The following is a 22,673-nucleotide window of genomic DNA, read 5'->3' as shown; positions in this document are numbered from 1 at the left end:
GGCCGATCGCCTCTCAGCTGCGCGACCAGTAGGAGTAGCCGGACGCCCGGCGGAACCCGAGCGACGCGTACAGCGCGTGGGCCGCGGCGTTCTCGGCGACGACCTGCAGCCAGAGCGCGGTGACACCGTGCGCGGAGGCGGCGTGGGCCAGCGCCCGGGCGAGGTCGCGGGCGAGCCCGCGGCGGCGCGCCTCCGGACGCGTCGCGACGGCGTACAGGCCTCCCCACTCCCCCACGAGGGCAAGGCGGGCGACGGCATCCGGGGCAGAGGGATCGCCGTGCGACGCATACAGCGCCCGGCCGCCCGTGAGGATGCGACGCGCCACCTCGCGCTCGACCGCGCCGCCGCGTCCGTCGACCGACCACCACGTGTCCAGCCACGCGGCGCTCGGGGACTCGGCGACACGGACGGCGACCGCCTCCGTCCAGCCTTCGGCGACCTCGGCGCGGTCGGCCACGAGGATGTCGGTGGTCGAGTGCTCGCGGTAACCGCGGGCGGCCAGCACGTCCGCGAGCGAGACCGGTGACGCGGGGCTGGTCTGGAACACCGCCGGGAGGGAGCGTGCGGCGTACCAGCGTTCGGCGTCCGCCACGGCGGTCGCGACATCCTCGACATCGCCGGCGGTCAGCACCGAGTTGGCGCGATTGGTGACGCCAGCGGAGGCACGCAGCGTCCAGCCCTGCAGAGCTTCGCGTTCGAGCGCCGGCCAGCCGCGATCGGCGAGGCGGTCGAGGGCGGCAGGGTCGGGGAGGTCCACCTGTCGACGGTAGCGGACTCGGCGTACCGTGCGACCCATGACCGACACCGACACCCGAGGCCCCACGGGCGAGGGACTGACCGACGCGGAGGTGGCCGGGCTCAGTGCGAAGACCGTCGCCCACGTCATCCACTACCGCCGGAAGACGTACGTGACGAAGCCGTCGGAGGGCTACGCCCTGCTCAAGCGCGTGCGGACGATCCTCCGCGACGGGACGACGGACCTCGTCCCGCTGGTCCATCGCGACGGGTTCGTCTGGCTGGCCGTCGGCCCCAGCATTCCGATCGCGATCGACGAGATCGAGACCGAGCCGGGGCACTCCGAGGAGCACACCCTCAAGCGTCTCGGCCTCGACTGACACCTGCCCGCCGAAACGAGTGGTCCCGACACGCCGTCATGCGGTCGGGCATGACGGCGTGTCGGGACCGGTCGGTGGGCCGGGTCAGGCGCCGGAGGCGGCGGCCAGCTCAAGCTCGGGCTTGGCCGGCTTCGGCTTGACCGCGGCCGGCTTGACCACGACCGGCTTGGGGGCCGGGGCGGCGGTCGCCGCGGGCGTCAGCGCGGGGAAGGTCGGGATGGGCGCGGTCTCGGCCGGTCCCGCCGTCGTCGCGAACTCCTTCAGCCACGGCAGCAGCTCGGGGCCGAGGTCTTCGCGGGCGACCGCCATCTGCACGATCGCCTTGAGGTAGTCGAGCCGGTCGCCCGTGTCGTAGCGGCGTCCCCGGAAGATGACGCCGTGCACGCCGCCGGTCCAGGCCGGCGCGGTCGCGAGCCCTGCAGCGCATCCGTCAGCTGGATCTCGCCGCCCTTGCCCGGCTCCGTCTTCTCGAGGATGTCGAAGATCTCCGGCCGCAGCACGTACCGGCCGATCACGGCGTAGTTCGACGGCGCGTTCTCGCGGCTCGGCTTCTCGACCAGGCCGGTGATGCGCACCACGTCGTCATCGTCCGTCTCGACCACCGCGGCGGCGCCGTAGAGGTGGATGGACTCCGGCGGCACCTCCATCAGGGCGACGACGGTGGTGTTCAGCGCGTGCTGCACCTCCAGCATCCGGGAGAGCAGCGGGTCGCGGGCGTCGATGATGTCGTCACCGAGCAGCACCGCGAACGGCTCGTGCCCGATGTGCATCTTGGCGCGCAGGACAGCGTGGCCCAGCCCCTTCGGATCGCCCTGCCGCACGTAGTGCATGTCCGCGAGCGAGGTGGAGTAGCTGACCTTGTTGAGCTTGTCCTGGTCGCCCTTCTTGGCCAGCGCATCCTCCAGCTCGGCGTTGCGGTCGAAGTGGTTCTCGAGCGCGTTCTTGTTGCGGCCGGTGATCAGCAGCACGTCGTGGAGGCCGGAGGTGACGGCCTCCTCGACGACGTACTGGATGGCCGGCTTGTCGACGACCGGAAGCATCTCCTTCGGCATCGCCTTGGTGGCGGGCAGGAAGCGGGTGCCGAGTCCCGCCGCGGGGATGACGGCTTTCGTCACGTAGCTGGTCATGTTCTCCTCCTGGAGTTCGGCGTTCGGCGGATCAGAGAGCGGGCGCGAGCGCGGCGAGGTCGTCCGCGAGCGGAGCGCCCTCGGGCAGCGTGCCCATGGCGTAGACGCTCCAGCCCGCGTGGTTCCAGGCGGCGGCGTCGAGGCAGTTGCGGCCGTCGATGACGGAGCGGCCGCGCACGATGGCGGCGAGCGCCGCCGGGTCCGCCGTGGTGAACTCGTCCCACTCGGTGAGCACGACCGTCAGGTCGGCGCCGGTCAGGGCCTCCTCCATCGAGTCGGCGTAGCCGAGGGTCGGGAACAGCCGCTGCGCGGTCTCGCGGGCCTGCGGGTCGTAGACCACGACCTGCGCGCCGCGCAGGTGCAGGGCGGCCGCGACGTTGAGCGCGGGCGAGTCGCGGACGTCATCCGTGTGCGGCTTGAACGCGGCTCCGAGCACGCCGATCCGGCGATTGAGCACCGAGCCGCCGAGCGCCTTCAGCGCCAGGTCGATGACCCGCTGGCGGCGGCCCATGTTGATCTCGTCCACCTGCTGGAGCAGGCCGACAGCGCCGTGCGCGCCGAGCTCGTTCGAGCGGTGCATGAGCGCCCGGATGTCCTTCGGGAGGCAGCCGCCGCCGAAGCCGAGGCCGGCGTTGAGGAACTGCCGCCCGATGCGCTTGTCGTGCCCGAGGGCGTCGGCCAGGAGGGACACATCCGCCCCTGCCGCGTCGCAGACCTCGGCGATCGCGTTGATGAACGAGATCTTGGTCGCGAGGAACGCGTTCGCGCTGACCTTGACGAGCTCGGCGGTCGGCAGGTCGGCGACGAGGACCGGCGAGCCCTCCGCGATCGGCTTCTCGTAGATGCGGCGGAGGGTGGCCTCGGCCTTGGCCGACGTTCCGCCGAACACGAGGCGGTCGGGCGAGAGCGTGTCCTCGACCGCCTTGCCCTCGCGCAGGAACTCGGGGTTCCAGACGAGCTCGACGTCGATCCCGGCCGGCACCGCATCCGCGACGATCGCGCGGAGCCGGGCGCCGGTGCCGACCGGGACGGTGGATTTGCCGACGATCAGGCCGTCGTGCGTCAGGTTCTCGGCGATCCCCCGGGCCGCCGCCTCCACGTACGAGAGGTTGGCGGCGAAGGAACCGGACTGCTGCGGCGTGCCGACGCAGATGAAGTGGACGTCGGAGACGGCGACCGCCTCCGCCAGGTCGGTGGTGAACGTCAGCCGGCCGGCGGCGACGTTGCGGCGGATGAGCTCGGGCAGCCCCGGCTCGAAGAAGGGCGCGCGTCCCTCCTTCAGCTCCTCCACCTTGCGGGGGTCGGTGTCGACGCCGACGACGTCGAAGCCGAGCTCGGCCATGGCGGCGGCGTGCGTGGCGCCGAGGTAGCCGGTGCCGATGACGCTGATGCGCGGAGCGGGCTGGTCCTTGGTCTTCTTGGGAGCGGTCATGATGATCGTCCTTTCTGTGCGGTCGGAGTTCAGGGAGCGGGGGTGAGGGCGAAGTCGTCCTCCGGGCGGGTGAGGCCCGTGATGAACGCGGAGAGGGAGTCCGCCCGGGAGTCGATGCGCCAGTCGTTCGTGGCGCGGACGCCCTCCACATAGCTGGTCACCGCCAGGTTGAACCACGCGAAGCCGATGACATCGCTGTTCTCGGGCTTCGCCAAGGCGTCGAAGAAGGAGTTGATCCAGGCCGCCTTGTGCCCTTCGGTCTCCGACGCCCCGGTCTCGGCCAGCATGATCGGCTTCTTGGTGATCGACCGCAGCTTGTCCAGGCTGGCCTTGAACGTGTAGTCGAATGTGAAGTTGTTGTCCGCCTTGTAGGGCGGCCGCAGGTAGCCCGACAGTCCCACCCAGTCGACGTACTCGTCGCCCGGGTAGAGCGATTCCAGGAATCCCGGCGCCTTGTGCGTGGCCGGCAGGTTGTTGACGATGTTCGGCGCCCAGACCCACATGACGAGGTTGTTGGCGCCCTCCGCCTGGAAGATGTCGTGCACGTGGCGCCACATGGTCACGTAGTCGCCCACGTTGTTGCCGTTGATCGAGTTGCCCTTGCCGTCGGTCTCCGCCCACGGGTACCAGACGCCGTTCATCTCGTGGTCGAGACGGATGGCGAGAGGAAGGCCGGTCGCCACGACGTCCTTCGCGTACTGGTGCAGGTAGGAGTCGAAGTCCCCGCGGATGATGTTGGGCAGCGAGTAGGCGGGTGCGTCCACCTGGTCGTTCCCTGCGTCGATCGGGCGGGACTCCCAGGTCATCATCGGGAGCTGGCCCTGCTGCCAGGCGCGGGTGACCGCGTTGGCGCGGAAGTTCTCGTCCCAGCCGCTGAAGTAGCCCACCACGTTCGGCGACACCCCGACCTTCGTGCTCGTGGCGTCGAAGGTGGCCCAGTTGAACGGGGCCTGCTCGGTGTACATGCCGAAGTAGCGCTTGGACGGGTTGAGGAGGTCGGCGCGAGCCGGCGCGGTGATCGGAGCTGCCACGGTTCCGGAGCCGGAACCCGAGCCACCGCCCGAGGTTCCCGTGCCGCCCGCCGTGCCGCTGCCGGCCGCGGAGGCCGACGAACCGGTGCTGCCCTTGGCCTGCGCGGCCGAGAGCTGGGCCTGAACGCTGGCGAGCTTCCCCTCCGCGGCCGAAGCCTTCTGCTGGGCGACGGCGAGCTGCTTGGCGGCCGACGCCTGCGCCGCGAGGGACGCCTTCTCCATCGCGGTGAGCTTGCCCTTCTGCGAGGCGATGGTCTCGGTGGCGCGGTCGAGGTTCTTCTTGAGCTCGACGTTCTGGGCCGCGAACGGCGTGACGGAGACGGCCGCCTGGTCGACGGCCTTCCGCAGGGGGCGCCGGTCGGCGAGACCCAGACGTAGGCCGAGATGCCGACGAGCACGGCCGTCAGGACGATGGCGGCTGCGGCGGTCGCCTGCGAGCGGGATTTGGACTCGGACCACCAGGCGGCGGTCTTGGAGGGGGCGGTCTGGCTAGACAAGGAAGAGAGCCTCCAGGGTCAGGATCGCGATTCCGATCAGGTAGGGGATGGCCGCGTAGGGGTTGAGGCGGCGGCGGTTGGTCTTGGCCGGGCGGGGCGCGGGAGCGGCGACGGCTGCTGCCTTCACCTCGGCGCGGGTAGCGAGCTGGGTGCGGGTGGCGAGCGCGGTCGCGGTGGTCACTCCGCCCACGGAGTCGGGCAGCGCAGGCGACTGGTGCCCCGACGGGGTCGCGGTCGTCGCGTGCTGGGCGATCTCCTCCTCGGAGCTGATCTCGCCGGGGCCGCCGGCGTAGGCGCCTGCTCGGGTGCCCCATCCACTCGCGTGCGCCATCCGGAAGAACCCGATGAGCCGGATCGGCATCAGGAAGAAGGTCGACACGATGATGAAGATCGGCAGGCGGAAGAAGTCGCTCGGCTTCTCGGACAGGTGCCGGATCTGGCGGATCGACATGCTGATCACGGACGATGCGACCATCAGGGCGACGACGGTGAGGATGCCGCCCTCGATCCCGTAGGACTTCAGGAAGCCCTCGTAGAAGTTGTAGCCGCCGCCGGTAATCGACCGGTAGATCCAGCCGCCGATGACGCCCGCCAGCATGAACGGCAGGATGATGTCCATCACGAAGAAGAACGCGAGAACCGGGGCATGGCCGAGCATCCACGGCAGCATGCGGAGCGTGTTGTACTGGCTGCCGCGCGCCCAGCGGAGCTGCTGCTTGAACAGCTTCTTCACCTTGAGCGGGGCGTCCGTATAGACGAGGCTCGTGTGCTGGTAGACGGTGCGGTAGCCCTCCTTGAGCGTGAGGTTCGTCAGCGTCCGGTCGTCGGAGACCTCGAGGAACACGCCGAGGAACTTCTCGGTCATGAACTTGTCCATGACGCGCATCAGGATCGAGCGACGGAAGGCGATGGTACGGCCCGGGAGGCAGCCGATCTGCCCGACGACGCTCTGAGCGGGCATCGAGTACAGGGCCCGGGAGTTCTCCAGCCAGTCCGCCCAGCGGGTGATCCAGCTGCGGGTCGGCTCCAGGATGCGCTGCTTGGTGGTGACGCCGCCCACGCGCTCGTCGGCGAACGGCTTCACGAGCTCGGCGAGGGTGCCCTCGGTCCAGATCGTGTCGGAGTCCACCAGCACCGTGATCTCGCCGGTCGACATCTTCGTCCCGATCATGACGGCGTTGCGCTTGCCCGGGATGGGCGTGTGCACCCAGCGCACCAGCGGCGCGAACTCCTCGCACACCTCGGCGAGCTCGGGGTTGGGGGCGCCGTTGATGACGACGATGATCTCGCCCGGCTTCTGCTCGACCATGCGGCCGAGCACGTCGCGGAACAGGTCGAGCGGTTCGTCCACCACGGGGACGACGACGCTGGTCGTGCCGTGGAACTCGCCGGTGTACTGCCGGTAGCGACGGGACATCAGGACTTTGACGATCCAGATGACCCAGATCAGGGCGGAGTAGATGGCGAAGAGATAGAACTCCAGGATGCCCGCCGAGCATGTGGCGGATCTGCAGCAGGAAGATGAACACGGCGGGACCTCTCACAGGTGGGTTGTCGTGGGGGCGGCATCCGCAGCGCTGGGGATCTGGTCGAGTTCGGGTGGTGACAGTTCTACGTGGGGGTCCGGGCGACCCGCAAGTGGGGTACATGGCGGACATCACGGCGTGTCGGATCGTCCCCCGTCGAGCGGTGTCCGCAGAGGTGCGGACACGCTCAGGAGAGCGCGTCGGCTCAGAGTTGCGAGTCTTGCTCGACGGCGGAATGGCCGATGGGAGGACAGATCTCCACCTGTGCAGCGTCTGTGATCTCGCGCATCCGCCGCGCCCGGGATGCCCGGATTTTGTACCCCTCTCGGGGGTCCGGTCTGGCGTCGGCGAATGTTACGAACTTTTACATCGGCGACACATTCTGTTCACACAAGACCGGTGGGAATACCGCGCCGTCCTATGCGTTTTCATGGTTATAGCTCGGCAATGGAGCCGTCACTTTCTCACCGATCACGTACCACCGAGGAGACCCCCTGTGACCCTGGCCGACACCACGACGCGCGGCGCCGATACGTCCGCGCCGCTGCTGCCCGCGCTCGCCGAGCGCTGGAGCCCCCGCGCCTTCGATTCCACCGCCGACGTCGAGGAGACCGCACTGCGGTCGGCGCTCGAGGCGGCGCGCTGGTCGCCTTCCGCCAACAACTCGCAGCCGTGGCGCTTCATCGTCGCCCGGCGCGGCAGCGGCGCCTTCGACACCATCGTGAAGAACCTCGCCGGCTTCAACCAGGTGTGGGCCGGCTCCGCCGCCGTCCTGGTGGTCGCGCTCGCCGAGACGGTGGACGAGGAGGGCCGCGAGCGCCGCTGGGCCACCTACGATCTGGGCCAGGCTGTCGCGCACCTCACCATCCAGGCCCACCACGACGGCCTGCACGCCCACCAGATGGGCGGCTTCGACGGGGCCGCGCTCCGCGAGGCCTTCGAGATCGGCGAGCGCTTCGAGCCGGTCTCGATCACGGCGCTCGGCGTGCTCGGCGACGCGGACGCGCTGCCGGAGCCGCTTCGCGAGCGCGAGAACGCGCCGCGCACCCGTCACCCGCTGGAGCGGATCGTCCGCGTCCACGACTGATCGTCCCGCGAACCACGAAGGGCGGTCGCATCGCGCGGCCGCCCTTCGTCGTATCCGGGTGGATCAGGGGCGCACGAGCGTCTTGATCGCGCGCCGTTCGTCCATCGCCGCGTACGCCTCGGCGATGTCCGTCAGCGGAACCTCGAGGTCGAACACCTTGCCCGGCTCGATGGCGCCGGACCATACATCCTGCAGCAGGTCCTCGACGTAGTTGCGCACGGGCGCGACACCGCCGTTGACGCCGATGTTGCTCTGGAACAGCGGACGGACGGGCAGCTCGGGGCCGCCGTTCGGCACACCCACGTAGCCGACCATGCCGCCCGGCCGCGCGGAGCGGATGGCCTGGTCCATCGACTCCTTTGTGCCGACGGCCTCGAGCACGCAGTCTGCGCCGATGCCGTCCAGCAGCTCCTTCACCGCGGCCACGCCGGCGTCGCCGCGCTCGGCCACGATGTCGGTCGCGCCGAACTCCCGTGCGAGCGCCTGACGGGTCTCGTGGCGCGACATGGCGATGATGCGAGAGGCGCCGAGCCGCGCGGAGGCGAGCACGGCGCAGAGCCCGACGGCGCCGTCGCCGACGACCACGACGGTGTTTCCCTCGGTGACTCCGGCGGAGACGGCGGCGTGGTGGCCGGTGCCCATCACATCCGACAGCGTCAGGAGGCTCGGGATGAGCTCGGCGCGCGGATACTCCGGCGTCGCGACGAGGGAGCCGTCGGCGTGCGGCACGCGGACGCGCTCGCCCTGGCCGCCGTCGGCGAAGCCGCCGATGCGGTCCTTCGAACCCCACCACCCGCCGTGCAGGCAGGAGGTGCTGACGCCGTTCTTGCAGTTCACGCACGTCATGTCGCAGTCGTAGAACGGCGCGATGACGAAGTCGCCCGGCTTGATGGTGTGGACGTTCTGACCGATCTCCTCGACGACGCCGACGAACTCGTGGCCGATACGGTGAGGCTCGTTGGTCGGCGTCACGCCGCGGTAGGGCCACAGGTCGCTGCCGCAGACGCAGGCGGCGACCACGCGCACGACGGCATCGAGGCCGTCGGCGTTCGGACCGGTGAACAGGGTGGGATCGGGGACTTCTTCGAGGCGCACATCGCGCTCCCCGTGGATGACAGCAGCACGCATGTTCCGAGCCTACGCGCACGAAGGGGCGCCGCCCGATCCGGACGGCGCCCCTGTGGATGACGCTGTACGTGTGGAGGACTACTCGCGCACGGCCTCCACCGTGAGGTGGTCGGCGTCGCGGTCGAGGTCGACGCGCACGAGGTCGCCGTCGCGCACCTCTCCGGCCAGCAGCGCGGTCGCGAGCCGGTCCTCGATCTCGCGCTGCATCAGCCGCCGCAGCGGGCGGGCGCCGTAGATCGGGTCGTACCCGCGCTCCGCGAGCCAGGCCCGCGCATCCGGCGTCACCGCGAGTTCCAGCCGCCGCTCGGACAGCCGTGCCATCAGGCGGTCGATGCCCAGCTCCACGATCTCGCCCAGCTCCTCCTGGCTCAGCGCCGAGAACACGACGATGTCGTCGAGACGGTTCACGAACTCCGGCTTGAAGGCCTGGCGCACCATCTGCAGCACCGCCTCCTCCTTCTCGGTCTCGTTCAGCGTCGGGTCGACGAGGTACTGGCTGCCGAGGTTCGAGGTGAGGATGAGGATCGCGTTGCGGAAGTCGACCGTCCGGCCCTGGCCGTCGGTCAGGCGGCCGTCGTCGAGCACCTGAAGCAGCACGTCGAACACCTCCGGGTGCGCCTTCTCGACCTCGTCGAGGAGGATCACCGAGTACGGTCGCCGCCGCACGGCCTCGGTCAGCTGACCGCCCTGCTCGTAGCCGACGTACCCGGGAGGCGCACCCACCAGGCGCGAGACGGAGAACTTCTCGCCGTACTCGCTCATGTCGATACGGACCATGGCCTTCTCGTCGTCGAACAGGAACCCGGCGAGCGCCTTGGCCAGCTCGGTCTTGCCGACGCCGGTCGGGCCGAGGAACAGGAACGATCCGGTCGGCCGCCCCGGATCGGAGATGCCGGCGCGGCTGCGGCGGACCGCATCCGCCACCGCCTGGACGGCCTTTTTCTGACCGATGATCCGGCGGCCCAGCTCGTATTCGAGGTGCAGCAGCTTCTCGGTCTCGCCTTGGGTGAGACGGTCGACCGGGATGCCGGTCCACGCGGCCACGACCGCCGCGATGTCGTCGGCGGTGACCTGCTCGTTCACCATGCGCGGGTGGTCGTGTTCGGCCGCCTCGGCCTCCGCGAGCTCGCGCTCGATGCCCGGGATGGTCTCGTACTCGATGCGGGACGCCTCCTGGTACCGGCCGTCGCGGAGTGCGAGGTCGCGCTTGGTCTTGGCCTCCTCCAGCTGCGATCGCAGCTCGCCGACCCGGTTCAGCGACGCCTTCTCGGCGCGCCACCGGGCCTGCAGCTGCTCCAGTTCGTCCTCCTGCGCGCGCAGCCGCTCGCGCAGCTGCTCCAGGCGCTCCTTGCTGGCGTCGTCCTTCTCCTTCTTGAGGGCGAACTCCTCCAGCTTCATCCGCTCGACCTGGCGCTGCAGCGTGTCGATCTCGACCGGGGCAGAGTCGATCTCCATCTTCAGCCGGGACGCGGCCTCGTCGATCAGGTCGATGGCCTTGTCCGGCAGCTGGCGCGCGGTGATGTAGCGGTTGGAGAGGGAGGCCGCGGCGACGAGCGCCGAGTCCTCGATCGTCACGCCGTGGTGCGCCTCGTAGCGGCCCTTGAGCCCGCGGAGGATGGCGACGGTGTCCTCGACCGACGGCTCGCCCACGTAGACCTGCTGGAAGCGGCGCTCGAGCGCGGCATCCTTCTCGATGAACTCGCGGTACTCGTTGAGCGTCGTCGCGCCGATCAGGCGCAGCTCGCCGCGCGCGAGCATCGGCTTGAGCATGTTGGAGGCCGCCACCGACCCCTCGCCGCCGCCCGCGCCCATCAGGATGTGGAGCTCGTCCACGAACGTGATGATCTGGCCCTCGGCGTCGTTGATCTCCTTGAGGACGGCCTTCAGCCGCTCTTCGAACTGGCCGCGGTACATCGCGCCGGCGACGAGCGCGGACAGGTCGAGCGCGACCAGCTGCTTCCCCTTGAGCGAGTCCGCCACGTCCCCCGCGACGATGCGCTGGGCGAGGCCTTCGACGACCGCCGTCTTGCCGACGCCGGGCTCGCCGATGAGCACCGGGTTGTTCTTGGTGCGGCGGGTCAGCACCTGGCTGACGCGCCGGATCTCGGCATCCCGTCCGATGACCGGGTCGAGCTTGCCGCTCTTGGCGATCTCCGTGAGGTTCACGCCGTACTGTTCGAGCGCGCTCTTCGCCTCCTCTTGCGTGGAGGGCGCACCCTGCATGTTCGCCATCTGGTTCCTCTCCCATTTCTCTGTGGGCAAACTTGAGTCTACTAAGCTCAACTTTGCAATGCGAGGGGTCATTCCCGGATCTGTCGAGAAATCTGTAGCCTGTGGCACATGGTTGATCCGGCCGACTTGCGCGTCGTCCTGATGGACAGCGCGACGGCGGCGACGCTGGCGCAGGTGCTTCCGCTGCTGCTGCTGACCCTGATGGTGGAGTTCCGGCGGGTGGAGCTGCATCACCGCGGCAACATCGCGCTGACACGCGTCCTGCTCGGGCTGTTCTTCGTCGCGTTCGGCATCGTGGAGACGGCGTTCGTGCTCTCGATCGACGGCACGCTCATCCCGTTCAGTGTCAGCGATCTGCTCGCGGGCCTCGCGATCTTCGGCCTCTTGGCGCTCCTCTTCTTCCTGTCCTTCCTGGACACGCCCAACCCGCGCAGACCCGGCCACGAAGACAAGCCCTAGCCGTCGAGCACAGGAAAAACGCCGCCGATCGGTCTGATCGACGACGTTTCTCCTGTGCTCGGCGGCCGGCTACGCGCGGGTGGCGGGGTCGCGGTCGTCGATGTTCGGGGGCGCTGCGGCGTCGAGGTCGGCGGGCAGCTCGAAGGGGCGGCGAGAGTAGTACTCGCGCGCCTTGCGGTAGAAGAGCAGGATCGGGATGATGCCGACCACGATCAGGCCGAGGCCGAGCACGTTCACGATGATGGCGTCGTCCTGGAAGTTCTGCACGATCCCGAGCACGAAGATGACGCCCATGAAGATCGCGCCGACGGCGGGCCAGAGCCCGATCAGGATGAAGTTCTTGACCGACTTCGTCAGCACCTTCCGGTACGCCAGCACGACCGCGACGCCCGCGAGCGTGTAGTAGAAGGCGATCTGGATGCCGATGGACGCGATGGCGTTCGTCATGATGTCGCCGATCGTCTTGCCGATCAGGTTCGCGCCGAGGAACAGGATGACCGAGACGCCGACCACGACCAGCGTGGCGAAGGCGGGCGTGCGCCAGCGGCGGTGGATGGTGCCGAAGACCTTCGGGATGGTGTTGTCGCGTCCCATCGAGAACAGCGTCCGGGTCACCTGGATGAGCGTGGTCTCCAGGGTCGCGATGGTCGACAGGGCGACCGCGATCACCAGGATCTTGCCGCCGATACCCGGCCACACCGCGTCGCCGAGAACCGAGAGCACGTTGGCGCTGTTGTCCTCGATGGTCTTCGCCGGGAGGATCACCATGGTCGCGATCGTGAAGACCTCGAACAGCAGGAAGACGATGATCACGCCGATGATGCCCGCCGAGCCGGCGTTCTTGTGGCCGTCCTTCGTCTCCTCGTTGAGGTTGGCCGCCACATCCCAGCCCCAGAAGTAGAACGCGGCGATCAGCGCGGCCGAGACGAACACGCCCTGGCCGGTGAGGTGCTGGAAGCCCAGCCAGTCCCACGAGAACGAGGGGCCGGCGTGGGTCGAGGTGGCGGCGCGCACGATCATGAGCACCGCGAAGACGATCAGGATGCCGACCTCGATCACCGACATGATCCACTGCGCACGGGCGGTGACGTGCACACCGAACAGCACGCACGCGGCCATCACGAGGAACCAGAGGGCGCCGACACCGGTGATGAGCGGGACGTTGTTGGCCTGCTCCGGCGCGAAGAGCGTGACGGTCATCGCGCCCGCGGGGAGCGCTCCGGCGACCATGAAGATCGTCGCGGAGATGACGAGAGCCCAGCCCGACAGGAAGCCGAGAATCGGGTGCAGCGCACGGGCGACCCACGAGTAGGCGGCGCCCGCGTTGACGTCGAGGCGCCCCAGGTAGAGGAACGCCCACGCGATCCCGAGCATCGGGATGCCGCACCACAGCAGCGCGGCCGGGGCGCCGAGGGCCGCGGCGCCGACGAGGGTCGCGGTGGTCGCCGCGATCGAGTAGGCGGGCGCGCTGCCCGCCACGGCCATGACGATGGAGCCGGCGGCGCTGACGCCGTCCGCCTTCAGCGCGTGGTCTCCCGTCGGGTGGTCGGCGCCCTGCGGGGCGTCCGGCCGGGAACTTGTCTGCGTCATTGCTCTCCCTGGGCTGCGTGGGTCGCGGGTGCGGCGGAGCTCGGGCGCACCTCGGTGTTGCGACAGGGGGACGTTAGCAACATCCGCGGTTCAGGACAAGCGTGTTACGACGGATTCGGTTGCCGATTTGCCGAAACACTTCCGAAAAACGTTGTGAATCCTCTCATACGCGACGGAAGAAGTCGCCGGGCCACAGGAGACCCGGTCGCTCCACCCCTCGATCGGGCCGCTTGATCCCAAGCCGCCTGGATGCCTAGGGTTGCGCATGCCCGAGGAGCAGGAGCCCGCGCCCGACGACACGCCCGCGCGCCGGCGAATCTCCCGCCGCGCGCTCATCGGCGGCGCGATCGGCGTCGTGGCGGTGGCGGCCGTGGGCGGTGGCGGCGCGGTCGTGCTGCCGCGCCTGCTCAAGGGCACAGAGGACGGCCTGCTCGTCCCCGACCTCGTCAAGCGGGCCGGCTTCACGGTCGCCCACCGCGGCGGGTCGAGGGACTGGCCGGAGATGTCCCTCGAGGGCTACCGCAACTCCGTCGCCCTCGGTGTGAACGCGCTCGAGATGTCGCTGGCCCGCACCTCGGACGGCGTCTGGTTCGGCCTCCACGACGCCACCCTGGATCGCACCTCCGGCACGTCCGGCTTCGTCGCCGCCGACCACACGTGGGCCGAGGTGCAGCGGTACCGCATCACCGCCGCCGAGACGGACCGCCCCAAGCAGGCGCCGCAGCCGTACCTCCGGTTCGAGGATCTGGTGGAGGCGTACGGCACCACGCACACGATCTTCGTCGACCCGAAGGTGGTGCCGACGATGCACCTCGGCGAGCTGTTCACGCTGATGGCGAAGGTCGAGAACCCCACCCGGACCTTCGTCGCAAAGGGGTACTGCACCGCGCAGGCCTGGCCGGTGGATGCGCGGGCGCGCGGCTACCAGACCTGGGGCTACTACTACGGCAGGGAGCTGACCGCCGACCCGGAGCTGTACGCCAAGACCCAGGCGCGCTGGACCTGGCTCGGCCTCGACTACCAGGGCGGCGAGGCGGCCTGGGCGCAGTTCACCGCGACCGGGAAGCCCGTGCTGGCGCACATCGTCCCGTCGCGTGCGGCCGCCGACAGCGCACTGCGGCTCGGGGCCAACGGGATGGTGGTGTCGGGGGTGCAGGAGGTGCTGAAGGGGGCTAGCTAGCCCTCACCCCGCCTTGCGCGACGCCGTGACCGTGAACTTCGGGTTGCGCGCGATCTGGCGGGTCGGCCCGACCGCGCGCTCGAGCGCTGCGCGGTAGCCGAGGTGCGAGTTCCACACCGTCCACAGTTCTCCGCCCGGCGCCAGCACGCGGCCCGCGTCGGCGAACATCCGGTGTGCGATGCCGGTGTGCACCGCACCTCCGATGTGGAAGGGCGGGTTGAGCACGACGAGGTCGGCGGATGCATCGGGCTGGGAGGCGAGGCCGTCGTCCCGCACGACCGTCACCCGGTCGCCGACGCCGTTCGCCGCGGCGGTGGCGGAGGCGGACGCGACGGCGGCGGCGGACTGGTCGGTCGCGATGACGCGCAGGTCGGGTCGCGAGACGGCGAGCGCCGAGGCGAGCACACCGGTGCCGCAGCCGAGGTCGATCGCGGTGCGGGCATCGGGGACCGCGCCGTCGAGCACGCTCAGGAGGAAGCGCGTCCCGATGTCCACTGCCGTCCCCGCGAAGGCGGCGCCGTGAGCGCACACCCAGAGGCCGGTGTCGGGGTCCTGCAGCCGTTCCGGCCAGCGGTCCAGCACGGTGGCGGCGGCGGGATGCGGCTCGCGCGCGGTCAGCACGCGGGCCTTCTGGCGGGCGAGCGACGCCTCCACCGATCCGAACACCTCCGCGAGGACGCCGTTCATCGCGGTGGTCATGTGCTTCAGCATGCCGCCCGCGTAGACGACGACGTCGGCGGGCGCGTGCTCGGCGATCAGCGTCGCGATCTCGGCGAGCGCGTCGAGGCTGCGCGGGAGGCGGAGGAGCACGGTACCGGCTCCGCGCACGAGGGACGCGTCCAGTCCGTGGTGCGTGTAGGTGTCCGACAGAGACAGCGCTGCGGCGTTCGCGTCGAGCGCGCGCTCGGCGGTCAGCGGGTCCTGGTGGACGCGGATGCCCCGCGCACCCTGGGACGCGGCCGCCAGCGTCAGCGCGCCGTAGGCGTCCCCGATGACGACCAGGCCGGGCCGGAGGACGGCATCGCCGGCGAGGTCGGCGAGCAGCCGGTCGGCCGCGTCGGAGGCGAACAGGTTCGGCGCCTCCACGTCGGGCCACCGCCGCAGCCGCTCATACTCGAACACGCAGTCCATCCAAGCAGAGCGGCCGCGGGCGGCGCGCGTCGGGTCAGGCCGAGACCAGCTCCTCCTTCTCGGAGAAGTCCATGGTCGGCGGCTTGCGGCGGAAGCCGCGGGTCAGGGCGGCGAGGTAGATCACGCCCACCAGCATCCACGAGAGACCGACGATGAACGTCGTGAGGGTGAGCGAGGTCCACAGCCAGACGGTCAGGACGAAGCCGATCGCGGGCAGGACGCCGTAGCGGAACCACTCCCCGCCGGTCGGCCGCTCACGGCCTCCCTTCGGGAAGAGGTGGTGGCGGATCACCGACAGGTTCACCATCGAGAACGCGGCCAGCGCGCCGAACGAGATCATCGTCGCCGCCTGCTCGAGCGTCAGGACGAGGGCGAGCAGCGACACCACCGAGACGGCGGCCGCCGCCACCCAGGGGGTCCGGAAGCGCGGGTGCAGCGTGGCGAAGATCCGCGGAAGCACGCCATCCCGGCCCATCGAGTAGATGATGCGGGACACGCTCACCTGGGTCGTCATCCCGGACCCGAAGGCGCCGACGACGTAGATCGCGACGAAGAACGAGGTCAGGAACGTGCCTCCCACCTTCGCCATCAGCTCGACGCCCGCCGAGTCGAGGTTCGCGAAGTCCTTCCACGACGGGTAGACGAGAGCGCCAAGCCACGACACCACGATGAAGATCGCGCCGCCGATCAGCGTCGTGAGCACGATGGCGCGCGGGATGTCGCGCTTCGGGTTCTTCGCCTCCTCCGACAGCGTGGACACCGCGTCGAAGCCCAGGAACGACAGGGCGAGCACCGCGGCGCCCGCGAAGATCGGCCCGAGGCCGCCGGGACCCGGCAGGAACGGCTCGATCAGGCTCGGGGTCTGCGACGACGGGTTGGTGACGAGCTCCTTGATGGCCAGCACCGCGAACACGACGACGAGCAGGATGGACAGAGCCACGATCGCGATGTTCAGCTTGTTGACCAGCGTGATGCCCAGCACGTTGAACACGAGCACGAGGAGGAGCGACGCCAGCGCGAACACCCAGCCCGGCACGTCCGGGAACTGCGTGTTCAGGTAGATGCCGATCAGCAGGAAGTTGATCATCGGCAGGAACAGGTAGTCGAGCATCAGCGTCCATCCGGTGAGGAAGCCGATGTGGCCGCCGAACGTCTGCTGCGTGTACGTGTACGCCGATCCGGACACCGGGAACGCGCGCGCCATCGCGCCGTAGCTCAGTGCCGTGAACAGCATCGCGACCAGCGCGACGACGTAGGCGGACGGGAGGTGGTTGTCGGTCGTCTCGGTGACGATGCCGTAGGTCGTGAAGACGGTCACCGGCGCGAGGTAGGTGAGACCGAAGAGGATGAGGGCGGTCGGGCCGAGCGCTCTCTTGAGCCGCGGCTGGGTGGGCGGCAGGTCGGTGGTGGCCATGGGGGTGGTGCTGCATCTCTGTCGAGTGGTGCAGGGGATGTGGTGGGGGTGTATCAGCTCCGTACGGTGGCCGCGCGGCGTACGCCGGCGACCCAGGTTCCGAGCACGCGGACGGATCGCAGGTCGTGCGGGTCCACGTGGCGCGGGTCGGTGTCGAGCCAGACCAGGTCCGGGGACGACCCCGGACGCAGCTCGCCCCGGGCGGTGCGGGCGAAGGCCTGGTAGGCGACGCCGGAGGAGTAGGCCTCCAGCGCGTCGGTGAGCGGGATGCGCTCGACGGGGGTCCATCCGGCCTCGGGCTCGCGCGCGTCGGTCTGACGCGTGACGGCCGTCGCGACGCCCGGGCGCCAGTCGGCGCTGCTGACGGGCCAGTCGCTCCCGAAGGAGATGGCGGCCGACTCGAGCAGGGTGCGGATGGGGTACTGCAGTCGTTCGCGCGCGGCGCCGAGCCGCGGGATGGTCAGGTCGACCATCATCGGGTCGAGCTGGGCCCACAGCGGCTCGAAGTTCGCGATCACGCCGAGGCGTTCGAAGCGGGGGAGGTCGACGGGGTCGACGACCTGCACGTGCGCGATCACCGGTCGGCGGTCGCGCGCGCCGTTGACGCGCTGCACCTCCTCGAAGACGTCGAGCGCGGTGCGCGCGGCGGCGTCGCCGATGGCGTGCAGGTGCAGCTGGAAGCTGAGCCGGTCGAAGGTGACGGCCGCGGCGGCGAGCTCGCGGGCATCCCAGTTCGGGAGACCGCGGTCGCCGGGGGTGTCGGTGTAGTCGGCGAGCATGGCGGCGGTGTGGTTCTCGATCACGCCGTCGACGAAGACCTTCACGGTGCCGGCGGTGAGCAGCGGGTCGTCCAACTCCTCGACGCGACGGCGCGACTCGACGAACGCGGGTACCTGGTCGCGCCAGGTGAGCGGGTCGGCGCGGAGGGCCAGGTTGACGCGCGTCGAGAGGACGCCGCGGGCCGACGCCTCCAGGTACGCCTCGACCTCCGCGGGCTCGACCCAGGCGTCCTGCACCCAGGCGATCCCGAGGTCGGCGTACTCGGCGGTGGCGAGCCGCAGCGCCTCAACGCGCTCCTCGTGCGTGCGACCCGGCTCGGCCGGGATCAGCAGGTCGACGGCGCCCGGCTCCTGCAGGATGCCGAGCGGAGCGCCGTCCTCGCGCCGGGGGATGCGGCCCAGGGCGGGCTCCGGCGTGCTCGCGTCGATCCCGGCGCGGCGCAGCGCCTCGGAGTTGCACCAGACCGTGTGGTAGTCCCACGCCCGCAGGACGACCGGCCGGTCGGGCACGGCCTCGTCGAGCCAGCGTGCGTCGAACATCCCCTCGGGGGCGAGGGTGGCGTCGTAGCTGCCGCCGTAGATCCACTCCTGCTCGGGATGGGCGTCCGCCCAGTCCTTCACGCACGCGACGATCTCGGCGACGGAGGTGCAGGCGCGCACCTGCGGGCCCAGTTTCTCCAGACCGCCCTGCACCGGATGCGCGTGGCCGTCTCCGAAAGCCGGGGCCAGCACGCCGCCCAGCAAGTCGACCGTCTCGTCGGCTCCGCCGCGGAGCGCGAGGGCTTCGGCTCCGACGGCGACGACTCGGCCGTCCTCGACCGCCGCAGCGGTGTGCTCGGCCGCGTCGGCGCGGTAGCTGGCGAGGATCGTGCCGTTGGTGAAGACGGTGGTGGTCATGCGGCCTTCCTATCGCTTCATTGTTTCGGATAAATGAACGGCGTTCTTTTATTTCGTCAGATACTAGGGTGTGATCGAGCCGGAGGGGAAGAGCATGGCCGAGATCGATCGCCCGGCGCGTCGGGTGGGGCGCCCGCGGACGACGGTCCTCACCCGCGACCTCATCGCGCACGCGGCCCTGCGGCTGCTCGACGAGTCCGGCGCCGACGGCTTCACCATGGCGCGGCTCGCCCAGGCTCTGCGCGTGCGGCCCAGCGCCCTCTATAACCACGTGGAGGGCAAGGAGGACGTCATCGCAGCCGTGCGCGAACTCGTCTCCGACCGCATCGACGTCGGCGCATTCGAGACGGAGCCATGGGATGCGGCGATGCTCGCCTGGGCGCGGTCGTACCGCGTGGCCTTCGCCGCCCATCCGCCGACCATCGCGCTGCTCGCCACCCTGCCTCTCACCGGCGCGCTGCGCACGATGCGCATGTACGACGTGGTCGTCGCGGCGATGGTGCGCGCCGGCTGGCCGGAGGGCGACGTGCTGCCGACGCTGGTCGCGGTCGAGTCGTTCATCCTCGGCTCGGCACTCGACGCCATCGCGCCGGCCGACATGTTCGACCCCAGCGGATCCGAGGATGAGGTGCCCGCGTTCGCGTCCGCGTACCGGGCGCGGGCCGCAGCGCTCGGAGAGACTGCGCCTGCGGACGCGGCGTTCGAGACCGGACTTACGGCGATCCTCGACGGGCTGCGTGTGCGGTTCGCGCGGGTGGCGGCGGGCTAGATCCAGCCCACCGGACGCTTTTCGCCGCCCCGTTCTCAGTGAGCCCAGCCGTAGACTGACCGGGATGTCCACCCTGGCCTGGCTCGCCGCCGCACTCGTCCTCGTCGGGGCGTACCCGGCGTACCGGTTCGTGCGGCGGTCGTGGCGGTTCCGGGCGACGGCGACCGTGATCGCGGTGGTCGCCGGGCAGGTGCTCGCGCTCGCGCTGGTATTGCTGGGCGTGGTGCTGCTCCCCGGCCCGACCTCGTCGGGGCGGGATGGTTCGTGCTGATCCTCGCCGCGACCGTCGTGCCGCTCGCGATCGGGGACGCGATGCAGTCGACCGGCGGTCGGGCGGCGCGGGTCGCGGTGGCGGCGGTCGCGGGCATCCTCGCCGCCGGGGTGGCCGGTGTCGCCGGGGTGTCGGCGTTCGCGCAGCCTGTGGTCGCCGGCCGCGTCATCCCGGTCACCGAGAAGACCCTGGCCGACGGATACCAGCTCGCGGTGAGCATCCCGCCCACGGCATCCGGCTTCCAGGCGCGCGCGGCGCACCTGTTCGTGCCGCCGGGCTGGCTGCGTGACCCGTCGAGCACGCGGCCGGTGGTCGAGATGATGATGGGGCAGCCGGGCGTGCCGACGCTGGGGGCGACCCTCGATGCGCTGCACGGCCTCGGCGACGATCGCCTCAACGAGGCACCGTTCGTGCTCGTCGTCGACCAGCTCGGCGCCATCGACAAGAACCCGCCGTGCGCCGATCTGCCCGGGGGCCTGCTGGCCACCTACCTGCAGAAGGACGTCCCGGCCTGGATCGACGCGAACCTCCCGGCGTCGCGCGATCGCGCCGACCGCGTGATCGCCGGGTTCTCGCACGGCGGCGAGTGCGCGGCGTACCTCGGCGCGGAGTTCCCGCAGACGTGGGGTGCTGTTATCGACATCTCGGGGCCGGACAAGCCCGGCGAGCACCGACCGGTCTCCACCCGGACGAAGTACTTCGGCGGCTCGCAGACCGCCTACGAGGAGACCTGGCCGGCGAACGTGCTCGCCTCCCGCGACTACCCGCAGCCGACCATCGGGATCTTCGTTGCCGGGGAGCTGGACGCGCACTTCCGTCCGCAGGTCGAGGACACCGCGACGGCGGCCGAGGACGCCGGATGGACGGTGACGTACTGGGCCGTTCCCGGCGCGGGGCACTCCAGCCCGACGCTGACGAAAGGCCTGGCCACCGGCTACAACCAGCTGATCGGCTCGTGGCTGAAGACCGGCGCAACGAGCGCGGGCGAGCGGTTCCTGTGCACCGCCGACCAGACGCCGCGGTCCTGCGGGCTGACACAGGCGGCCGCGGTCGGCGGGACGGTCGCGATCGTCGACCTGTCCGCGCTCGCGCTGTTCCTGATCGTCGCGCTGTCGCTGTTCTTCGCGCGCCGTGGCGTCGCGCTGCGCCGGGCGCGGCCCTCGCTCGACGACTGAGCGAGGCGACGCCCACTATCGAGAGAGGGCTGCGACCTCGGGGTCGTCGTCCCAGTTCACCGGCGTGCTGGTGCCCGACTCCCAGTCACGGCGCAGGACGCTGTATGCGACGGAGGCGAGAGGCGCCTGGCCTTCGATCGGCCAGCCGTCCCGGTAATGGGCCTCCTTCACCCAGCCGCACCGGAGGAAGGTACGACGCATGGCGACGTTGTCCTCGCGGGTCTGCCCTTCGAAGCGATTGGTGATCGGCATCGTAGAGAAGACGTAATCGGTCGCCGCGGCGAGCACCTTCGCGCCGAGACCCCGGCCACGCTGCGCCTCCGCGAGCCGCAGGTCGACCATCGGCGTGTCGTCATCCAGATCATCGAGGCGCACGACTCCGATGATGGTGCCGTCCGGGTCCCGCGCCCAGAGCGTCGCGTGCTCGCGGCCGTCGTAGTGGCCAGCTTCGATCGCTCGGTTGGCGTCCTCCGCAGTCGGGCGCGGGATGACGTGGAAGGGGAAGACGTTCTCCGAGAGGAAGCGGACGAGAGCGCCACGATCCGCCCCCGGGGATCGGCGAAGGCCAGTTCGATATCCATCCGACGATGGTAGGCGGGCGGAATGCACACGGTGGGTGCACTGACCGCATTTCACCCGGGCTAGGCCGCCGCGACGGCGTCGCGGGACGCGACGAACGCGTCCACGCAGCGCCGGATCTCCTCCTCGGTGTGCGCCGCCGACAGCTGCACGCGGATGCGCGCGCGGCCCTTCGGCACCACCGGATACGAGAACGCCGTGACGTACACGCCCTGCCGCTGCATCTCATCCGCGATCCGGGCCGTCAGCGCCGCATCCCCGAACATGACGGGCACGATCGGATGCGCGCCCGGCAGCAGGTCGAAGCCGGCCTCTGTCATCAGCCGGCGGAACAGCTCGGCGTTGGCGACGAGCTGGGCGCGGAGGTGGTCCGACTGCTCCAGCAGATCGAGCGCGGCGAGCGTCCCGGCGACGATGGAGGGCGCGAGCGTGTTCGAGAACAGGTACGGCCGCGCGCGCTGGCGCAGCAGGTCCACGATCTCGCGGCGGCTCGAGACGAAGCCGCCGGAGGCACCGCCGAGCGCCTTGCCGAACGTGCCCGTGTAGATGTCCACCCGGTCCGCGACGCCGCAGAACTCGGGCGTCCCACGCCCGTGCTCGCCGACGAAGCCGACCGCGTGCGAGTCGTCCACGAACACCAGCGCGCCGAACTCGTCGGCGAGGTCGCAGATGTCGGCGAGCGGGGCGATGTAGCCGTCCATCGAGAACACGCCGTCGGTCACGATCACCGTGAACCGGGCGCCGGCATCCTTCGCCGCCTGCAGCTGCGCGCGCAGGTCGTCCATGTCCCGGTTCTTGTAGCGGTAGCGCTGCGCCTTCGACAGGCGGATGCCGTCGATGATGGACGCGTGGTTCAGCTCGTCGGAGACGATCGCGTCCTCGGCCGAGAACAGCGTCTCGAAGACGCCGCCGTTCGCGTCGAAGCACGACGAGAACAGGATGGTCGCCTCCGTGCCGAGGAACGCCGACACCCGCCGCTCCAGCTCGAGGTGCTGCTCCTGGGTGCCGCAGATGAACCGCACCGACGCCATCCCATAGCCCCAGTCGTCGAGGGCGGTCTTCGCCGCGTTGCGGAGGGCGGGGTGGTCGGCCAGGCCGAGGTAGTTGTTGGCGCAGAAGTTCAGCACCTCCTGCCCGTCGGCCGTGATCAGCGCCGACTGGGGGCCGTGGATGCTGCGCTCGCGCTTGGTGAGCCCGGCCTCCTCGATCTCCGCCAGCTGCCCGGCGATGTGCTCCTTGAAGCTCCCGTACATC

At 70.2% G+C, this 22,673-nt stretch carries 19 protein-coding genes and 1 pseudogene; 7 read left to right on the top strand and 13 right to left on the bottom strand.

Features of this window, described 5'->3' with window-relative positions; genetic code table 11:
• Positions 1-13: 13 nt before the first annotated feature.
• Positions 14-757, bottom strand: a complete 744-nt coding sequence (locus tag ACRAWB_RS15435) for a GNAT family N-acetyltransferase (RefSeq protein ID WP_431354124.1) — start codon at positions 755-757, stop codon at positions 14-16.
• A gap of 37 nt (positions 758-794) precedes the next feature.
• On the opposite strand from ACRAWB_RS15435, the gene ACRAWB_RS15430 reads away from it, so the two are divergent.
• A complete protein-coding gene (locus tag ACRAWB_RS15430) occupies positions 795-1,115 on the top strand; it encodes a hypothetical protein (protein WP_431354123.1) in 321 nt (106 codons plus the stop codon).
• Positions 1,116-1,364: 249 nt separating this feature from the next.
• On the opposite strand, the pseudogene galU reads toward ACRAWB_RS15430, so the two are convergent.
• From galU to ACRAWB_RS15410, 4 genes and pseudogenes are all read right to left on the bottom strand, one after another.
• Positions 1,365-2,242: pseudogene (gene galU / locus ACRAWB_RS15425) on the bottom strand (UTP--glucose-1-phosphate uridylyltransferase GalU); the annotation flags it as partial.
• Between the two features lie 31 nt (positions 2,243-2,273).
• Positions 2,274-3,674 carry a UDP-glucose dehydrogenase family protein gene (locus tag ACRAWB_RS15420; protein WP_431354122.1) on the bottom strand — a complete coding sequence of 467 codons (1,401 nt, stop codon included), beginning with the start codon at positions 3,672-3,674 and terminating at the stop codon, positions 2,274-2,276.
• Between the two features lie 29 nt (positions 3,675-3,703).
• On the bottom strand, positions 3,704-5,164 hold the full coding sequence (locus ACRAWB_RS15415) for a glycoside hydrolase family 26 protein (RefSeq protein ID WP_431354121.1): 1,461 nt from the start codon (positions 5,162-5,164) through the stop codon (positions 3,704-3,706).
• Between the two features lie 30 nt (positions 5,165-5,194).
• Entirely contained in the window at positions 5,195-6,619 is a 1,425-nt protein-coding gene (locus ACRAWB_RS15410; RefSeq protein WP_431354120.1) for a glycosyltransferase family 2 protein, read from the bottom strand.
• A 605-nt stretch (positions 6,620-7,224) separates the two neighbouring features.
• Here ACRAWB_RS15410 and ACRAWB_RS15405 point away from each other — a divergent pair.
• Positions 7,225-7,815: a nitroreductase family protein gene (locus ACRAWB_RS15405; RefSeq protein WP_431354119.1), complete on the top strand. Its 591-nt coding sequence runs from the start codon at positions 7,225-7,227 to the stop codon at positions 7,813-7,815.
• 63 nt (positions 7,816-7,878) lie between these two features.
• Here the strand turns inward: ACRAWB_RS15405 and ACRAWB_RS15400 are convergent, their stop codons facing one another.
• Entirely contained in the window at positions 7,879-8,943 is a 1,065-nt protein-coding gene (locus tag ACRAWB_RS15400) for a zinc-dependent alcohol dehydrogenase family protein (RefSeq protein ID WP_431354118.1), read from the bottom strand.
• Between the two features lie 78 nt (positions 8,944-9,021).
• Positions 9,022-11,175, bottom strand: a complete 2,154-nt coding sequence (locus ACRAWB_RS15395; protein WP_431354117.1) for an ATP-dependent Clp protease ATP-binding subunit — start codon at positions 11,173-11,175, stop codon at positions 9,022-9,024.
• A gap of 108 nt (positions 11,176-11,283) precedes the next feature.
• Between ACRAWB_RS15395 and ACRAWB_RS15390 the strand changes: the two genes are divergently transcribed.
• Positions 11,284-11,634 (top strand): hypothetical protein, encoded by a 351-nt coding sequence (locus tag ACRAWB_RS15390; protein WP_431354116.1) that lies wholly within the window; start codon positions 11,284-11,286, stop codon positions 11,632-11,634.
• A gap of 69 nt (positions 11,635-11,703) precedes the next feature.
• On the opposite strand, the gene ACRAWB_RS15385 is transcribed toward ACRAWB_RS15390, so the two are convergent.
• Positions 11,704-13,224 (bottom strand): APC family permease, encoded by a 1,521-nt coding sequence (locus ACRAWB_RS15385; protein ID WP_431354115.1) that lies wholly within the window; start codon positions 13,222-13,224, stop codon positions 11,704-11,706.
• A gap of 265 nt (positions 13,225-13,489) precedes the next feature.
• On the opposite strand from ACRAWB_RS15385, the gene ACRAWB_RS15380 reads away from it, so the two are divergent.
• Entirely contained in the window at positions 13,490-14,404 is a 915-nt protein-coding gene (locus ACRAWB_RS15380) for a glycerophosphodiester phosphodiesterase (protein ID WP_431354114.1), read from the top strand.
• 3 nt (positions 14,405-14,407) lie between these two features.
• Here ACRAWB_RS15380 and ACRAWB_RS15375 read toward each other — a convergent pair whose 3' ends face one another.
• From ACRAWB_RS15375 to ACRAWB_RS15365, 3 genes are read right to left on the bottom strand one after another with little or no spacing between them, the layout of a single operon-like run.
• Positions 14,408-15,535 (bottom strand): class I SAM-dependent methyltransferase, encoded by a 1,128-nt coding sequence (locus tag ACRAWB_RS15375; protein ID WP_431354113.1) that lies wholly within the window; start codon positions 15,533-15,535, stop codon positions 14,408-14,410.
• Positions 15,536-15,569: 34 nt separating this feature from the next.
• Positions 15,570-16,949 (bottom strand): APC family permease, encoded by a 1,380-nt coding sequence (locus ACRAWB_RS15370; RefSeq protein ID WP_431354112.1) that lies wholly within the window; start codon positions 16,947-16,949, stop codon positions 15,570-15,572.
• A gap of 53 nt (positions 16,950-17,002) precedes the next feature.
• Positions 17,003-18,625 (bottom strand): amidohydrolase, encoded by a 1,623-nt coding sequence (locus tag ACRAWB_RS15365; RefSeq protein WP_431354111.1) that lies wholly within the window; start codon positions 18,623-18,625, stop codon positions 17,003-17,005.
• 94 nt (positions 18,626-18,719) lie between these two features.
• Between ACRAWB_RS15365 and ACRAWB_RS15360 the strand changes: the two genes are divergently transcribed.
• From ACRAWB_RS15360 to ACRAWB_RS15350, 3 genes are all read left to right on the top strand, one after another.
• A complete protein-coding gene (locus ACRAWB_RS15360) occupies positions 18,720-19,394 on the top strand; it encodes a TetR/AcrR family transcriptional regulator (protein ID WP_431354110.1) in 675 nt (224 codons plus the stop codon).
• 64 nt (positions 19,395-19,458) lie between these two features.
• On the top strand, positions 19,459-19,665 hold the full coding sequence (locus ACRAWB_RS15355) for a hypothetical protein (protein WP_431354109.1): 207 nt from the start codon (positions 19,459-19,461) through the stop codon (positions 19,663-19,665).
• On the top strand, positions 19,659-20,840 hold the full coding sequence (locus ACRAWB_RS15350; protein ID WP_431354108.1) for an alpha/beta hydrolase: 1,182 nt from the start codon (positions 19,659-19,661) through the stop codon (positions 20,838-20,840). Before ACRAWB_RS15355 ends, ACRAWB_RS15350 begins: the two co-directional genes overlap by 7 nt.
• 15 nt (positions 20,841-20,855) lie before the next feature.
• Here ACRAWB_RS15350 and ACRAWB_RS15345 read toward each other — a convergent pair whose 3' ends face one another.
• Positions 20,856-21,449: a GNAT family N-acetyltransferase gene (locus ACRAWB_RS15345; protein ID WP_431354107.1), complete on the bottom strand. Its 594-nt coding sequence runs from the start codon at positions 21,447-21,449 to the stop codon at positions 20,856-20,858.
• Positions 21,450-21,481: 32 nt separating this feature from the next.
• A complete protein-coding gene (locus tag ACRAWB_RS15340; protein ID WP_431354106.1) occupies positions 21,482-22,672 on the bottom strand; it encodes a glycine C-acetyltransferase in 1,191 nt (396 codons plus the stop codon).
• Position 22,673: the final 1 nt, after the last annotated feature.

The organism is Leifsonia poae (assembly GCF_050632865.1).
GTDB classification, from domain to species: Bacteria; Actinomycetota; Actinomycetes; order Actinomycetales; family Microbacteriaceae; genus Leifsonia; species Leifsonia poae_B.
The sequence above is the reverse complement of the archived record's forward strand: the minus strand, read 5'-3'. Positions and strand labels throughout refer to the sequence as shown.

Coding starts and splice junctions, on each gene's coding strand:
- ACRAWB_RS15400 (WP_431354118.1), bottom strand. CDS start 8,943: ATGCGTGCTGCTGTCATCCACGGGGAGCGCGATGTGCGCCTCGAAGAA.
- ACRAWB_RS15340 (WP_431354106.1), bottom strand. CDS start 22,672: ATGTACGGGAGCTTCAAGGAGCACATCGCCGGGCAGCTGGCGGAGATC.
- ACRAWB_RS15395 (WP_431354117.1), bottom strand. CDS start 11,175: ATGGCGAACATGCAGGGTGCGCCCTCCACGCAAGAGGAGGCGAAGAGC.
- ACRAWB_RS15365 (WP_431354111.1), bottom strand. CDS start 18,625: ATGACCACCACCGTCTTCACCAACGGCACGATCCTCGCCAGCTACCGC.
- ACRAWB_RS15390 (WP_431354116.1), top strand. CDS start 11,284: ATGGTTGATCCGGCCGACTTGCGCGTCGTCCTGATGGACAGCGCGACG.
- ACRAWB_RS15385 (WP_431354115.1), bottom strand. CDS start 13,224: ATGACGCAGACAAGTTCCCGGCCGGACGCCCCGCAGGGCGCCGACCAC.
- ACRAWB_RS15410 (WP_431354120.1), bottom strand. CDS start 6,619: ATGTCCCGTCGCTACCGGCAGTACACCGGCGAGTTCCACGGCACGACC.
- ACRAWB_RS15420 (WP_431354122.1), bottom strand. CDS start 3,674: ATGACCGCTCCCAAGAAGACCAAGGACCAGCCCGCTCCGCGCATCAGC.
- ACRAWB_RS15355 (WP_431354109.1), top strand. CDS start 19,459: ATGTCCACCCTGGCCTGGCTCGCCGCCGCACTCGTCCTCGTCGGGGCG.
- ACRAWB_RS15360 (WP_431354110.1), top strand. CDS start 18,720: ATGGCCGAGATCGATCGCCCGGCGCGTCGGGTGGGGCGCCCGCGGACG.
- ACRAWB_RS15375 (WP_431354113.1), bottom strand. CDS start 15,535: ATGGACTGCGTGTTCGAGTATGAGCGGCTGCGGCGGTGGCCCGACGTG.
- ACRAWB_RS15430 (WP_431354123.1), top strand. CDS start 795: ATGACCGACACCGACACCCGAGGCCCCACGGGCGAGGGACTGACCGAC.
- ACRAWB_RS15370 (WP_431354112.1), bottom strand. CDS start 16,949: ATGGCCACCACCGACCTGCCGCCCACCCAGCCGCGGCTCAAGAGAGCG.
- ACRAWB_RS15380 (WP_431354114.1), top strand. CDS start 13,490: ATGCCCGAGGAGCAGGAGCCCGCGCCCGACGACACGCCCGCGCGCCGG.